The following is a 15,498-nucleotide window of genomic DNA, read 5'->3' on the forward strand; positions in this document are numbered from 1 at the left end:
AAAATTATGAATTTTTTTAAGAAAAATGAGACTAAATATGCTGCATGGGAATAATCAACTTTTAGACGCCAGGGTAATATAAGACTCTTCCATGCATTTTACATAATTCTCAAAAAATGATTGATCTATTTCGGATTGTTTTAGTGCATTAAATGTGGCGCTTTTACTTTTAATTTTAGATGCTTTCTCCTGAAATCCCTCGAGTAAAATGGATTGCCTAAAATTAGCTAATGCGCTCGATTGCCTATCCTGTACCGGTACTTTTTTAAATTGAGCTGCCAAATCACTTACTAACTTTTGATCCGAGCCCAAGCTAAGTTCGCGCAGATGTGCATTAATAAATTTATACATATTTTCATTTTCATTGTTCGAGATTGACTTTCCAATTTCTACCGGGAGCCTCCACAAAAGGCGGTTAATAGGTCCTTCTCGCATCATGCGAAATAGATTATTTTTTTCGGTTTCGTTCAAGTTTTTGAACAATTTTTCATCAAACGAAAGCTTATTAAATAATCGATTAATAATTAAACTTTGAGTATCCGGCGTAATATTTTCGCTATTCAATAATATTTTTATGACTGTTTCTTTGCGAGGTGGTGATAGCTGCTCAATATTTTTGCTATCTGCTTCCAAGAGCAGAAATTGAATAAAATCATTTTTCTTAAGCGCGTCATCTTTCTCTACCATATCAAGTAATTTATTTAAGAAACCGTTTTTACTTTCATCCTTTAAAGCCCCATAGAAATTGTAAAAGTTGCCGTGCGGATAAAAATCTCTAGTCTTACTAAAGTCAGTAAATGTTGCATGAGGAAGTTTTTTTGAACAATATTCGCAGATAAACCTCAAGTCATTCTGATCCAGATTCGGATCTTTCAATCGCTCTTTGAGTGTGCTCAATTTTATTGTAGGTGATAATAACATGAACGCTTTGTACTCAATAGAATGTACATCTTCTAGCTTAGAAAAATTTATGGATTTGGGGTCATTTTGAAAATTTTTATATAATTTAAGTACTTGAGATAATGCAACACAAGGAATCGTATCTGTGTTAATTTGTTCAGTGACTGAATTGATATTCAGATAATTCAAATAGGGTAAAATATTATTAAGTTCCTTTTCACTATTTATTTTTTTTATTATTTCGTCATGAGGAATGAATGTAATCTCTTGATAAGTTTTGTGTATGTCTGCCGCGTCCCCCAAAACTGCAGTAGATTTAAAATTAATAGTAATATTTTTTTTCGTTGCAGCCATTATAATATTAATAGCTTGTGATGCTTCTTCTAAGCACCCCATTTTATCATCCAAAAAGTCAATATCTATGGTATCGCCATCCTCGGCCTTGTCGACATATGTTTTAATTGTTCTCATGAAGCTCAAAAATTTTTCATCATCTAAAGGTAGCTGATGTTTTAAAAAAAGAGGCGAATTCTCTTGAATAAATTTAATAAATGTTAGATCAACGAGTTTAGTCTTATTTAACTCGCTTATGAAAGCATTTAGAAAAACGTCGTAATTTTTTTCGTCGGTTGGATCCCATTTTTGCAAAAAACGCTCTAAATTTTCTATCGCAGTTAAATAAGTTCCTTCAGGAGTAAATTCTATTAATTCATTTTTTAAATCAGTAATAGCTGTTTTTATAAATTGTTTTTTCTCTTCTTCATTTTGGAATATCGGTTTTTTTTCACTCATTGCAGATAGCAACTTTTTCATCACGTGGTGAGCAGCTCGATGGTATATATCACGGGCTCCAGGCTCTCCTATTTGTTGCTTATAATCTTTCGGGTTCTTTAGGGGGTCTATAGTCTTACTTGCTATCTTCTCATATAGGGGTTTGAAAATATTTAAATAAGCCTCTCCTAAGGAGGTAAAGAAAAGATCAGTTGCAGGAATAATTTTGGGGCTTTTTTCTTTTTTTGTTGCATTTGAATATTTCTTTTCGAGCTCTGTTCTTAATATTTTCCCCTCACCAGCAGCCGTTTTTATTTCATCTATTGTCATGGTTGACAAAAAAATAACCTCGCTCCCATTTGCCATGGCTTCAGATATTTTTTTATCAGTTACGGTCGAATACTGATCCCCTCCAGTTTTTTTATTTTGTACAATCGCAGTCTTATCTATGTCACTAATAAGCAACTTAGTCACTTTAGGCATAATGCACCTCAACCTTCAAATATATTTAAGTATAGACAATTTTGATATTTTCTTATGCAAAATGCATGTGGATTTGTGGGTTTTTATTGATCGTAGTGGTGAATAATAAAACGAAAAACAATACAACCCAGATGTTGTAGCGCGTTTGAAAGAGAAATTGGGGCTCTCACGAAATCTTAAAGAGAAGAAGGAAGTTATCGATAGTTAATTGTTGTAAATCTGGATGCTTATGACTTTTTAGCCCGGATTAGTGTAGCGTAATCCGAGAGCTTATATGCAAAGACAAAGATCCGGATTATGCTGCGCTAATCTGCCTACAAGCTACAAGCTATTTAAATGCCATGCCAATTCTTAATTAAAATCACAGGTTAGCAGAAAATCCGCTAACGATTTTTTATTCGCTACTTCTATATTAAAACCTCCGCTATTCGTGGCAGGAACATATTCAGCACCTCCTTGAACATTGATTGGATGTATAGGCCAGGGATACCAATCATAAGTAAATCCTTGCCCTGTCCAAGGGAAATGGGTTGGTTGACCTGAATTTGTATTTGGAGTCGTGCTACAGTAAGCAGAATAAAACTGATTTGCTAAGAACGAGTTGAGCGTAGTGCCATCATAGGGCGGTGGAGGACTATTTTTGCAATTATGAGGGATCACTTGCGCAGAAACAGGGCAAGAAAGTGTTTCAATGCTGCTATCAACAGGGCAGGGCCGAAACATATTGCCATCTTGCACCCCAGAAATATGCGGATTATTTCTTAACTTAAAAAAAGTAAACGTTCTTTGCACATCGGGGGAATCTGGTGGCAACCCTAAAAACTCGTTAATACGAACCCCTGCATCTTCTAATGATAAATTAAAATATTGAATTGAGTGACATAAGGATTTTAAATTTTCTGCTGAACCTATAAATAAGAAGCCATAATTTCCATTGGTATAATTGGGTGAAGGAGGAACCGTTGGGTCTGGGTAGTTAAAAGTAGAATATACAACGCCATCGTACTCATAATCTGGGTTAGGGATTTGTGTACTTGAATAAGGGGGGAATGCCTCTAAAGGATAAAATTGTTTCAGCAGACCAAAGCTCTTCAGCGCTGTAGGCATGACTGTAAGATTATAAATTGCTTGGTAGGCCAGATATTTATTATATCTCGGGTCAGATAATCTTGCTGGATCGGATACCAGTCCATCATGAATTCGTTCGCAATAATAGTTTAACTTGATGAACGGTTCGTCATAAGAAGCACATTTGATACTGATTTTACCACAATAAGGATCGTTAATCTGATCACTTGGAGGACTATCTAGTACAAAATTTCTAATCTTAAATTTAAAGGCCGAGCGTTCTTTACTGGTTGGAATATAAGGATTACTGAGGACATAAGTTGTTTCTGGGTAAACATAGACATTAGGATTCGCTTGATAGTTACAATTGGGATGTGCTTGACTGTAATTTTGATATACCATCTGTACACGGGTTCGTAGCTTATGCTCTTCAGAAGATAAATTACTTTCTTGCTGAGTTTTTTCGGGCGATATTTTTAAAACATCCCAATAACCTTCATCGCAATGAGCAGCATTACATAAAAAAAGGGAAGTGAGTAATAATAATACTATTTTCATATCTATCCTTAGAAGTTTAGTTTTCTATCCATGAAGAGCATTTGCAGTTGAATGAGCGGGTGATGGGAATCGAACCCACGCCATCAGCTTGGGAAGCTGAGGTTCTACCATTGAACTACACCCGCAAATAAAACAAATATTTCTATTCATAATGCACATTGTAGCCTGAGTATAGGCCAAGCTGTAACCCGGATTTCCGGATAAAAGCCATGCTCTCATAACCCGGGTTACGCTACGCTGCACCCAGGCTACGTAATTCGCAAATTTATTATAATCTCTAAACCCGAATAATCTCCATACTGTTTGTTCCCCCCGCTGAGCCAATTACTCGACCACGTGTTAATAAAACAAAGCCTTTTTGTTCCAGATGACCTAACTCAATCAATTCTGCAAGCACTTGTTGATTCAAGGTTTCAGAAGTGAATTGATGATAATTCATAAATACTGGGAACACATTATGAGCAAGGCACAAGCGACCTATGGTTCTCTTATTCGCAGATACAGCAATAATAGGAACTGTGCTTTGTTGTCTTGATATCCATAATGCAGTATCACCCGATTCAGTCAAGGTAATAATTGCTTGGATGGGGAAATGATTGGCTGCATGCATTGTTGCCATCGCAATGGCTTGATCCGCACGTTGGTAATGGCAGGTTTCATCGCTACTTTTATAGTAAAAGCTCGCATGCTTTTCAGCACTAAGACAGATCTTATTGACCATTGATAGTACTTTTACTGGGAATTGGCCACTGGCGGTTTCCGCAGATAACATCACCGCATCGGTTCCGTCCAATATGGCATTGGCAACATCAGAAACCTCAGCACGCGTAGGTTGAGGGTTGTTAATCATAGACTCCATCATTTGGGTTGCTGTGATGACCACTTTATCCAATCGACGTGCTTCGTGAATGATGTGTTTTTGAATTGCAGGTACTTCTGCAGCACCTATTTCGACGCCTAAATCACCTCGTGCTACCATGATTGCATCAGCTTCCCGAATAATTTCAGTGAGGTATTCCAATGCTTCGGTACGCTCGATTTTTGCGATAATCGGTATTTTTTTGCCGAATTCGGACATGAGCGCACGGGTATGACGAATGTCTTCGGCATCTTTGACAAAGGACAAACTGATGTAATCCACCTCAGCTTCTATCGCTGTATGCAAATCCCGTTTGTCTTTATCAGTCATTGTTCTGGCTGCGAGACCACCTCCTTTTCTGTTTAATCCTTTAAGATCACTCAGAATGCCACCTTCAATGACAATACAGTGAATTTTAGAGCCAGCAATACTTTTGACTTCCAATTCAACTAAACCGTCATTAAGTAATAGATGATCTCCTGGAGCCAGTTCCCGAGATAGATTGGGATAAACTACTGAAACTTCGTTATTGTCACCGAGCAAGTCCGGGGCATTGCAATCTAAAGAAAAAGCTTGGCCTTCAACCAATGTGATTGATTTATTTTGGAAGCGACCAATGCGGATTTTGGGGCCTTGCAAATCGGCCATTACGGCCAATGGACGATTTAATTCTTCAGCAATTCCTCGAACCATTGCAATAAGCTGTGATGCTGAGGCATCAGCATGAGAGAAATTAATCCGTACCACATCGACACCTGCGGTTAACATGGCACGGAGTATTGTTGGATTACTACTGGATGGTCCTAATGTGGCAACAATCTTAGTTTGTCTTAACATCTTCTGCACGCTCCTGCAAAATGGCAACAGCTGGCAAGGTCTTTCCTTCCAAACACTCAAGAAACGCCCCACCTCCTGTGGAAACATAAGAAATTTGCTGATTCAGATCATAGAGATCAATCGCTGCAAGCGTATCACCACCGCCGGCAATTGAAAAGGCATGACTTTCAGCAATAGCAATAGCCAAAGCACGTGTTCCATAGGCAAATTGTGCAAATTCAAAAACACCAACTGGACCATTCCAAATGATGGTTTTGGCCTTGTTGATAATATCAACGTACTCGCTCACTGTCATGGGGCCAATATCGAGGATCATGTCGTCAGTAGCAACATTGTGCAGCGACTTATTGTAGGCTGGGCAATGCTCACTAAACGATTTACCTACTACAACATCGGTTGGCAAGGGGATATGACAGCCTTTTTCTTTAGCCAGTTGGAGAATTTCACGTGCTTCATCCAGTAAATCCTGTTCATAAAGAGAAACACCAATTTCAAATCCTTGAGCCTTGAGAAAGGTATTGGCAATTCCGCCACCAGGAATTAAATAATCAACACGCGTGACTAACTGTCGTAACAAACTGAGCTTTGTGGAAACTTTGGCGCCACCTACAATCGCAACAATAGGTTTTTGTGGTGCGGCAAGTGCTTTTTCCAGGGCATCAAGTTCCCTTACTAATAAAGGACCTGCAACTGCAATAGGCGCATATTGAGCTACGCCGTAAGTAGATGCTTGAGCTCTATGTGCTGTGCCAAAAGCATCCATGACAAAAATATCGCAGAGACCGGCAAGTTTCCTTGCCAGTTGTTCATCATTATTTTTTTCACCAACATTAAAGCGCACGTTTTCGCAAACAACTAACTCGCCGGGTTTGGCTTCCACCCCATTGAGATAATCACGTACGAAACGCACAGGATAATTCAGATGGTCCTGCAAATATGCAGCAATGGGCTCCATCGAAAAACGTCGTTCGAATTTTCCTTCTTCAGGACGCCCTAAATGAGATAAGACCATAACTGCAGCACCAGCATCTAAAGCAGCTTTGATGGTAGGTAGTGCTGCTTGTAATCGTTGGTCACTGGTAATAATTCCTTCTTTGATAGGAACATTCAGATCTTCACGAATTAGCACCCGTTTTCCTGACAGGTCTATATCGCGCATTTGTATCAAATTCATCAGTTGTCTCCAAACTGGGGTTTAGCAACTCATCATTTGCTGAGCTGTATCAATCATACGATTAGAAAAGCCCCATTCATTGTCATACCAGGCTACAATTTTCACCAGATTGCCAAATACCTTGGTTTGCGTGGTATCAAAAATAGCCGATGCGGGATTATGATTAAAATCACATGAAACTAAAGGATCATCATTGATTTGCAAGATGCGGCTTTTTGCTTGGCGTACGATATCGTTGACTTCTTTTACAGAGGTTTCACGTTTTGCTGTAAAGGTTAAATCAATAACGGACACGTTAAGAACAGGAACACGCATCGCAAAACCATCCAGTTTTCCTGCTAATTCAGGTAATACTAATCCTACTGCCGCTGCGGCGCCTGTTTTTGTTGGAATAATGGAATGAGCTGCTGCACGAGCACGACGTAGATCTTCATGACTTCCATCTAAAAGCATTTGATCATTGGTGTAGGCATGAACTGTATTCAATAAACCTGCTTCAATGCCTAATGCATCATTTAATGGTTTCACAACTGGGGCTAAGCAATTTGTGGTGCAGGAAGCATTGGAAACGATGAGATCAGAAGCTTTGAGCGTGTGGTGGTTCACTCCATAAACTATGGTTGCATCCACATTTTTCCCTGGAGCGGAAATCAATACTTTTTTCGCGCCAGCGCTGATATGTTGCATCGCTTTTTCTCGTTCAGTAAAGAAGCCAGTGCACTCTAAAACTAAATCAATGTTTAACTCTTTCCAAGGCAAATTCAGAGGATTGCGCTCGGCAATGATTTTAATCGCATGGCCATCGATGATGAGCATATCGCCTTCAACACTTACATCGGATGCGAAACGACCATGTGTTGTATCATAACGGGTCAGATGTGCTGTAACATCAATCGCGGATAAATCATTGATTGCAACAATTTCAAATTCATTTTGTTTTTTGGATTCAAAAATTGCTCTTAAGATACAACGGCCAATGCGACCGTAGCCATTAATCGCGACACGTATTGTCATATTCTCTCCAATTTTAGTAATGAGTTACTTATCTCAAGTTAAGCCTTAATTGTGTAGCCTGGGTGAAGGCGAAGCCGTAACCCGGGATGCATGGGATATGTTTTCCCGGGTTACGCTTCGCTTCACCCAGGCTACCAATTTTTAATAATGTTTTAATGTTTTTGTACTAATTGTTCCAAAGTTTTAACTATTCGCTCTACAGTAATACCCAAGTATTGATAAGCTTGGGCAGCAGGAGCCGATACGCCAAAACGATCCAGGCCAATGACTGCACCTTGTAAGCCAACAAATTGATACCAATAAGCAGAACTGGCCGCTTCAATTGCGATACGGGTTTGTACATTTTGGGGCAAAACTTGGTTTTTATAGCTTTGGTCTTGCTCCAAGAATCGTTCTGCGCAAGGCATGGAAACTACTCTCACCTTCAGTCCTTGTGTTTTCACTTGCTCTGCAGCAGTAAGGGCGAGCTGAACTTCCGAGCCTGTTGCAATTAAGATGGCATCAGGAGTGCCCTCACAATCCAGAATGATATAACCCCCTTTTTTAATTAACTCAGCAGCCGTTGCTCCATGAGGCAATGCTGGGAGATTTTGCCTTGAAAGCAGTAAGGATGTCGGCCCATTATGATGCTCCAAAGCAAGTTTCCATGCAACGGCTGTTTCCATTAAATCTGCAGGGCGCCAGACGCTCATACCTGGAGTCATACGAAGCATGGACGCATGTTCTACGGGTTGATGTGTTGGACCATCTTCACCCAGCCCAATCGAATCATGAGTGAATACATAAATAACGCGTTGTTGCATTAAGGCACTTAAACGTACGGCATTGCGCGCATAGTCTGCAAAAACCAGGAATGTTCCACCATAAGGAATAAATCCGCCATGGACAGCTAAGCCATTCATTATTGCAGCCATACCAAACTCGCGTACACCATAATATAGGTAATTGCCTGAATAATCCTCACCTGTGATGGCTTTACTGCCCGACCAATCTGTATTATTGGATCCGGTTAAGTCTGCTGAACCACCGAGCATTTCAGGCAGAAAGCGGGCAAAATGTTCAATACATTGTTGTGATGCTTTACGGGTGGCGATGGCTTTGTCATTGTTGCGGCATTGTTCAAAAAATTCTTGGCTGTTACTTTGCCAATCATCAGGAAGATCACCATTGATGCGACGTAAGAATTCATAATGTTCTTGAGGATATTTTTGCTTGTATTGATCCAGCAGCGCGAGCCATTGCTGCTCTTCTTTTTCCCCTTGTTCTATGTGATTCCATTGCTGATAGATGGTATCAGGGATTACAAAAGGCTCGTAGTTCCATTTAAAAAATTCACGAACATGAGCAACGTCTTTTGCACCTAATGCCGATCCATGAGCTTTTTCACTTCCTGCTACCGAGGCGCCTAGTCCTATTATTGTTTTACAGATAATCAGTGTGGGCTGTGTGGTATTGGCTTGTGCTTTAAGGATGGCTTGCTCAATTGCATCCATATCATGACCATCTACTGCTTCGATGACCTGCCAATGATATGCTTTAAAGCGTTGCGCTGTATTGTCAGTAAACCAAGACTCAACTTTACCATCAATAGAAATTCCATTGTCGTCATAGAAAACGATTAGCTTCCCTAATCCTAAAGTACCTGCTAGCGAACATACTTCGTGTGAAATGCCTTCCATGAGACATCCATCACCAGTAAAAGTATAGGTATAGTGATCCACGAGATTAACATTATCTCGATTGAAGTGCGTTGCGAGAACGCGTTCTGCCAAAGCCATGCCTACTGCATTTGCCAAGCCTTGTCCTAAAGGACCGGTAGTCGTTTCTACTCCAGGTGTATGGCCAAACTCAGGATGTCCTGGTGTTTTCGAATTGAGTTGACGGAATTGCTTCAAATCTTCCAAGGAGAGCTTATATCCAGTCAAATGAAGTAATGAATAAAGCAGCATGGAACCATGTCCATTGGACAATACAAAACGATCGCGGTTAAACCAATGTGGATTTTGGGGATTATGTTTTAAAAACTTTTTCCACAAAACGGTGGCGATGTCTGCCATGCCTAAAGGCATTCCTGGATGTCCTGATTGAGCTTGCTCTACTGCGTCTACACTTAAAATGCGAATGGCGTTGGCTAATTCTTTGGAAAGATTCATGGATTCTCTTAGTACTTAACTCGGTGCAATATTGTCGCTCAGAAGACATGAATCAGCAAGAAAATAAGTGCATTTTTGACCATTATTTTGCAAAAAGAGCGAATTTTGCCCTATTTTCACATTGTATGAGCACGCCAAAACGACAAATTCGTGTCACTATAGTATAGCTCGATACGTTGAATCATGGATGTTTTTGGTGATAAAAAAAACAAGTCAAATTTATTCTTGATTAATCCACTGAAACAACAAACAGCTCCTAATGTTCATAAATTTTCTTTTTATGTAGATTTATATATAATCAGCTCTATTTTTTTACTTTTAAAGTTATTAATAGACAATAAGCAAATGATCAATATAGAATTGGTCATTTGATATCCCAAAATTCATTTTAGGACATCATGACCCCAGTTATCCGACATTTATATGAGACTTTTCCTGAGCTGTCTTTGCGGATAGAGCGAAATCCTTTGGATTGGACCTTCATGGAAAGTATTAAGCGGTTAGGTCCTGAGTTTTATCGCAAGATAGTCCCTCTTCATCTGGTGTTGAACCTGGAATATAGTCTTTTGGGACAACAGCTACGTGCCAAGTTTCTGTCTGAGCAGGCAATCGATCGAAAAGAACTCACAGAGCAGCTAATCGATGCATTGCTGATGGCCGAACTTTTGGAGCATATCTATGAGTGCTATTTGATTGTACCAAGAGAAGTGGTGCGGTTACGTCAGCAACAAAATTTATATCGTGAATTGCTTGCGCAATTAATAGAAAATTTCCCTAAAAACCCTAAAAAAGTACAAGAGTTTTCTTTTACACAAGAAGTACGTAATATGACGGTCGAGACTAATTTATATCGATTGTTATTTACCCGTTCAAAACGCGCTTTGGATTTTATCTCCCAAGTATCCAAATCAGAGTCATACCTTCATTTTGTCAGAACTATGGATAAAGTTTTGGATCCCTTTATCGCGCAATTAGCGTGGATTTTCTTTCTGCCGCGTTTGTTGGTCAACTTCTTTGTGGTGTTCAAACATACGGTGCCTGGTTGGTGGATGGAAGAGGACGAGAAGTCTTTGGGCTGGTCCGTACGTTTTAGCGCGCAAATAAAACGTCGTTGGTTTGAATTAGGTAATGATATTGTCTGGTTTAGTGCAGGATTTCTTAATTGTTATATTTTAATCGGCGCATTGGCCCCATTTGCCTTCCCTGTGTCGCTTGCTGCTTTTGCTTTTGATGTAATCATGTCGCTTACTCGTGCTTATATTGAGTTGAGTCGTTTGTATGAACTGCGCTCGCAATACACAGAAATGCTCAATAGAACAATGAGTGTGAAAGAACAAAGAGAAATAAATGAGCACCTTAAAGCAATAGACAATCAAATTGCTTTTGAGCAATTTCGTCTTGGCTCTCATTTAACGACAACAACCCTCATTTTCCTGGCTATGTGTTGCGCTCTTCCCATGTTTGCCGCGTATCCAATTATTCCTGTGATTGGTGCTGTTGCTCTGGTCGTGATTTGTTTTGTTAATTTTGCCTTAGCAGATGCCGTTAACGAAAGTCGACCGGCTGATACAATAGATCGTCCATCCGCCTTATCCAAACTGGGATTTTTTGTCCATAAAGAGCCTGAAATCGTAGCGTTAGATAAAATTTCTGAAGAAGAAGAGATGCTACTGGATGATCCATTTTGTTGCCTCCAATGATCTCATTTGGGTATAGAGCCTTGATTAATTGAATGATATGCTTTAGCTCTTGTATCTATTTTCAAAGGTAAAGCATGTCAGCGTCAGTTGGATTACCACAATTTAGTCGTATTGATATTAAACAATTTCAATCTCATCTTGATGCCATATTAAAAAAGCATTTGGAGCAAGTTGAACGTTTGCTCAAAGAAAATCCTCATTATACTTGGGACAATTTAATGTACCCTTTAGATGATATGGCCGATGAGCTGGAACGCTTTTGGTCGCCGCTGTCTCATTTGCATGGGGTGATGGATTCACCTGAGCTACGCAAATGTTATGATGCGTGTTTGCCACTTCTCTCTGCTTATGAATCCGCAATGGGTCATAATCATGAATTGTATGAGGCCATTAAATCAATTGATAAACACACCCTGAATCCAGTGCAACAGAAGTTAATTGATGACAGTTTGCGAGATTTTGAATTATCAGGCGTTGCTTTAGATAAAAAACATAAAAAACGATTTGAAGCAATTCAGACTCGCCTAGATGATCTAACCAATCAATTCGAACACAACATTCTCGATGCAACCCAAGCATTTACGTTACATATTAAAGATTCAGCACGTTTGGCGGGACTTCCTGAACATGCTTTAAATACGGCAAAAGAAGTTGCGGCTGAAAAAAAACTTGAAGGGTATGTACTAACTCTCGAGTATCCTTGTTATCAAGCGGTGATGACGTATGCTGAAGATCGCGCATTACGCGAAGAAATGTATAAAGCTTATATTACCAGAGCCTCCGATCAAGGTCCCAATGCCGGCACTTATGACAATACGCCCTTGATCCAGGAAATTTTGGCATTACGCGATGAAAAGGCCAAGCTGTTAGGTTTTAACAACTACGCAGAATTATCCATCGCGACAAAAATGGCCGAATCAACCAGCCAAGTGCGAGATTTTATGGATGATTTGGTTGGCAGAATACATACCCAAGCAACAACTGAGTTTAAACAGTTAGAACAATTTGCTGCTGAAAAATTTAAGATAAACCCTGTCAAACCCTGGGATATAGGGTATTTGTCTGAAAAAAGAAGACAAGCATTATTTACGCTATCACAAGAAGATTTGCGGCCCTATTTTCCTCAACCTAAAGTGATGCAAGGATTATTTGAGTTAGTCAATAAACTGTATGGTATGTCCATTGAGGAAATAAAAGGCGTTGATATCTGGCATAAAGACGTACAATGCTATTGTGTCATCGACGAACACAACACTGTTCGTGGTTATGTGTTTACTGATTTATTTGCCCGGCCTAACAAACACAGTGGCGCATGGATGGATTCATTGCAAAGTCGTAGAAGATTGGAAGACGGTACCGTCCAGTTACCCATTGCGACATTGACGTGTAATTTTGCTAAGGCATCAGCTAACAAGCCTGCGATGTTATCTCATGAAGAGGTGGTGACTTTATTCCATGAGTTTGGCCATTGCTTGCATCACATTTTAACTCAAGTTGATTACCTTGGAGCCTCAGGCATTAATGGCGTGGAATGGGATGCGGTAGAATTACCCAGTCAATTTTTTGAAAACTGGTGTTGGGAGAAAAGTGGTTTAGCGGTTTTAACTGCACATGTTGATACCGGCGAGCCGCTGCCTAATTCACTTTTTGAACGTCTGATTGCTGCAAAAAATTTCCAATCTGCTATGGCCATGTTACGGCAGATGGAGTTTTCTGTATTTGATTTTCGTATTCATCAGGAATATGTTCCAAATCAGAACTCAATGGTTGATGACATTTTGGCTGATGTACGTTCTAAAACCTGCGTGGTGCCTGTTGTTCCTTACAATCGTTTCCCACAGAGTTTTAGCCATATATTTGGTGGTGGATACGCTGCAGGCTACTACAGCTACAGTTGGGCAGAAGTTTTATCCAGCGATGCTTTTTCCCGTTTTGAAGAAGAAGGCGTGTTAAATCCGAAAACGGGGCATGATTTCCTGCATTATATATTGGAAATAGGCAGTGCGAAGAAAGCCGCTGAGGCGTATAAAGAGTTCCGAGGACGTCCAGCAACGGTTGATGCTTTGTTACGCCATAATGGCATTCAAGGCTAAAGCGACAAACCTGGGTACAGGCAAAGCCTTAACCCAGGAAATTACACCCTGAATTTTCAAAAGAAAGCTGCTAATCTGCACACATTTTATGTTATACTTAAAGTGTACAGATTGGGGGCGACCTGGCTTCGACGTGGGTTGCAAAACCAGAGGTGCATGCCGAGAATGAGAACTCTCGTAAATCAGACTCAACTAAATATAAATGCAAACGATGAAAACTTTGCTGGTGGAGAAGCTATCGCTGCCTAATAAGCACTTTAGTTGAACCATCACTGCGTACTGGCCAATAAACCCAGTATCCCGTTCGACCGAGCCCGCTTATTGGTATCGAATCAACGGTCATAAGAAATAAGCTAGTGTCTTAATCCATCCCGTATTAAGGCGCGAAATTCAGGGAATCGCTGTGTAGTATCCTGCCTGTCGGAGAATGCACAGTTAAATCAAAAGACAAGGCTACGCATGTAGAGCTGAAGGCAGAGGATTTGCGGACGCGGGTTCGATTCCCGCCGCCTCCACCAACTTATTGATTAATAACGAAATTTCCCGCTGATTTTGACCTCTTTGAAGTAAACACTAAAGATAACCATATGATTATATTTGAAATATTATTCTTTAATCATCTACTTTCTTCTAGATAGTATCTTTTAAAAGTACCCAATTTATGCACAAAAATGAGTTTTAAATAACAAGATTCTATTTTCCACAAAATGATGGGTTTTTGGATATTAGTTCTGAATTAACAAAACACGATAATTTATTCGTAAAATAGGTTTGATAACCCTGTGCAAAAATCAAAGTTCGTTTATGTTGATAGTGTTATATTTTGTGGAAGCAAGAGATTCATTTTTAGAGATAAACAAAACAAGATGATACACTTCTGAGATTGATATTCTAAGAGCGCAGGATGTTGATATGAAAAATGCCAATCCCATACTAATTGATTTGCCAGTGCCAATTAAGACTCCAAGCCTTATATTGCGGCCTCCGAAAGTGGGGGATGGGGCAATGTTAAATTCTGCAATTTTGGAGAGCTTCGATTTATTAAATAAATTTATGTTGTGGGCAAATGAAAAACCATCTTTGAATGACTCTGAAGAAATTGTAAGGAGAGAGGCTGCGAATTGGCTGTTTAAAAAGAAAGAAGATCCTGAATTGATGTTATTAATTTTAGATAAAAACACTAATGACTTTATTGGCGCAACTGGCTTTCATAATATAGATTGGGATGTCCCTTGTGTAGAGACTGGTTATTGGGTTCGTAAAAAATATATGGGGCAGGGTTTAATAACAGAAGCAATAAATGCCATCACCCAATATGCGTTTAAAGCATTAAACGTAAAACGAATTGCTATTACCTGCGATATTGATAATGAGCGGAGTAAAAAAATTCCAGAACGTTTAGGGTATCAACTTGAATCAATTATGAAATCAAATCGTGTAAAACCTATGACAGGTGAAGTTACAGATACTTTGGTTTATGTAAGACTTGATTTAAGTGATTTGCCAGCATTAGATGTTACATGGTGAGTTAGCCAGCCTGGTTGCTTGCAACCAGGATTTATCAATATCAATGCTCTTTGAAAAACTTTTTTTCAGAAAAGATATTATTTTATATGTTGCAATTACATTCATTTTAATCCGGTGAAATATGGATTGGCAAAGGACATTAAAGATTGGCTTTTCTCTAGCCCCGATAGATATGTTCGTGAGGGCATGCTACCAAGAAATTGGGGCGGGGAAGTCATTGCATTTTGTTTTGGTGAATAAGGTCAGACCGATTAAATTGGAAAACCTGGTTGCAAGCAACCAGGCTACGTATATGGACTCATCCGTTTTTGCAAGTAATTAGCTAGTGAAAAGTTTAGTATTTGCATACGTATATCCGGCC

9 protein-coding genes, 1 tRNA gene, 1 other RNA gene and 1 pseudogene are annotated in these 15,498 nt (G+C 39.5%); 5 read left to right on the forward strand and 7 right to left on the reverse strand.

Annotated features, from left to right (window positions below; all coding sequences use genetic code 11):
* Positions 1–54: 54 nt before the first annotated feature.
* Positions 55–2,136, reverse strand: coding sequence for a hypothetical protein (locus tag Lstg_RS14710; RefSeq protein ID WP_156413873.1), 2,082 nt, complete (start codon positions 2,134–2,136; stop codon positions 55–57).
* Positions 2,137–2,269: 133 nt separating this feature from the next.
* Here Lstg_RS14710 and Lstg_RS18155 point away from each other — a divergent pair.
* Positions 2,270–2,362, forward strand: a pseudogene (locus Lstg_RS18155) (activator of prop osmoprotectant transporter); the annotation flags it as partial.
* Positions 2,363–2,505: 143 nt separating this feature from the next.
* Here the strand turns inward: Lstg_RS18155 and Lstg_RS14715 are convergent.
* The 6 genes from Lstg_RS14715 to tkt form a co-directional block, all read right to left on the reverse strand.
* Positions 2,506–3,780: a hypothetical protein gene (locus Lstg_RS14715; protein ID WP_058478434.1), complete on the reverse strand. Its 1,275-nt coding sequence runs from the start codon at positions 3,778–3,780 to the stop codon at positions 2,506–2,508.
* A 54-nt stretch (positions 3,781–3,834) separates the two neighbouring features.
* A tRNA-Gly gene (locus Lstg_RS14720) sits at positions 3,835–3,905 on the reverse strand.
* Positions 3,906–4,057: 152 nt separating this feature from the next.
* Positions 4,058–5,476 (reverse strand): pyruvate kinase, encoded by a 1,419-nt coding sequence (gene pyk, locus Lstg_RS14725; RefSeq protein ID WP_058478435.1) that lies wholly within the window; start codon positions 5,474–5,476, stop codon positions 4,058–4,060.
* The gene (locus Lstg_RS14730) at positions 5,460–6,650 is read right to left on the reverse strand and encodes a phosphoglycerate kinase (RefSeq protein WP_058478436.1); all 1,191 of its coding nucleotides are present in this window, start codon (positions 6,648–6,650) and stop codon (positions 5,460–5,462) included. Before Lstg_RS14730 ends, pyk begins: the two co-directional genes overlap by 17 nt.
* Before the next feature lie 21 nt (positions 6,651–6,671).
* Positions 6,672–7,664: a type I glyceraldehyde-3-phosphate dehydrogenase gene (gene gap / locus Lstg_RS14735; RefSeq protein ID WP_058478437.1), complete on the reverse strand. Its 993-nt coding sequence runs from the start codon at positions 7,662–7,664 to the stop codon at positions 6,672–6,674.
* A gap of 152 nt (positions 7,665–7,816) precedes the next feature.
* On the reverse strand, positions 7,817–9,817 hold the full coding sequence (gene tkt / locus Lstg_RS14740) for a transketolase (RefSeq protein ID WP_058478438.1): 2,001 nt from the start codon (positions 9,815–9,817) through the stop codon (positions 7,817–7,819).
* 398 nt (positions 9,818–10,215) lie between these two features.
* Here tkt and Lstg_RS14750 point away from each other — a divergent pair, with 398 nt between their 5' ends.
* From Lstg_RS14750 to Lstg_RS14760, 4 genes are all read left to right on the forward strand, one after another.
* Positions 10,216–11,517: a hypothetical protein gene (locus tag Lstg_RS14750; RefSeq protein ID WP_058478440.1), complete on the forward strand. Its 1,302-nt coding sequence runs from the start codon at positions 10,216–10,218 to the stop codon at positions 11,515–11,517.
* A 74-nt stretch (positions 11,518–11,591) separates the two neighbouring features.
* Positions 11,592–13,610, forward strand: a complete 2,019-nt coding sequence (locus Lstg_RS14755; RefSeq protein WP_058478441.1) for a M3 family metallopeptidase — start codon at positions 11,592–11,594, stop codon at positions 13,608–13,610.
* Between the two features lie 113 nt (positions 13,611–13,723).
* Positions 13,724–14,128: a transfer-messenger RNA gene (gene ssrA, locus Lstg_RS17400) on the forward strand.
* A 394-nt stretch (positions 14,129–14,522) separates the two neighbouring features.
* Positions 14,523–15,137: a GNAT family N-acetyltransferase gene (locus tag Lstg_RS14760; RefSeq protein ID WP_058478442.1), complete on the forward strand. Its 615-nt coding sequence runs from the start codon at positions 14,523–14,525 to the stop codon at positions 15,135–15,137.
* The last annotated feature ends 361 nt before the right edge of the window (positions 15,138–15,498 follow it).

This window comes from Legionella steigerwaltii (genome assembly GCF_001468065.1).
In the GTDB taxonomy this organism is placed as follows: domain Bacteria; phylum Pseudomonadota; class Gammaproteobacteria; order Legionellales; family Legionellaceae; genus Legionella; species Legionella steigerwaltii.

Bases quoted from the DNA above. Each gene is read 5' to 3' on its own strand.
- Lstg_RS14715 (WP_058478434.1), bottom strand. From the start codon at position 3,780: ATGAAAATAGTATTATTATTACTCACTTCCCTTTTTTTATGTAATGCT.
- pyk (WP_058478435.1), bottom strand. From the start codon at position 5,476: ATGTTAAGACAAACTAAGATTGTTGCCACATTAGGACCATCCAGTAGT.
- Lstg_RS14730 (WP_058478436.1), bottom strand. From the start codon at position 6,650: ATGAATTTGATACAAATGCGCGATATAGACCTGTCAGGAAAACGGGTG.
- gap (WP_058478437.1), bottom strand. From the start codon at position 7,664: ATGACAATACGTGTCGCGATTAATGGCTACGGTCGCATTGGCCGTTGT.
- tkt (WP_058478438.1), bottom strand. From the start codon at position 9,817: ATGAATCTTTCCAAAGAATTAGCCAACGCCATTCGCATTTTAAGTGTA.
- Lstg_RS14750 (WP_058478440.1), top strand. From the start codon at position 10,216: ATGACCCCAGTTATCCGACATTTATATGAGACTTTTCCTGAGCTGTCT.
- Lstg_RS14755 (WP_058478441.1), top strand. From the start codon at position 11,592: ATGTCAGCGTCAGTTGGATTACCACAATTTAGTCGTATTGATATTAAA.
- Lstg_RS14760 (WP_058478442.1), top strand. From the start codon at position 14,523: ATGAAAAATGCCAATCCCATACTAATTGATTTGCCAGTGCCAATTAAG.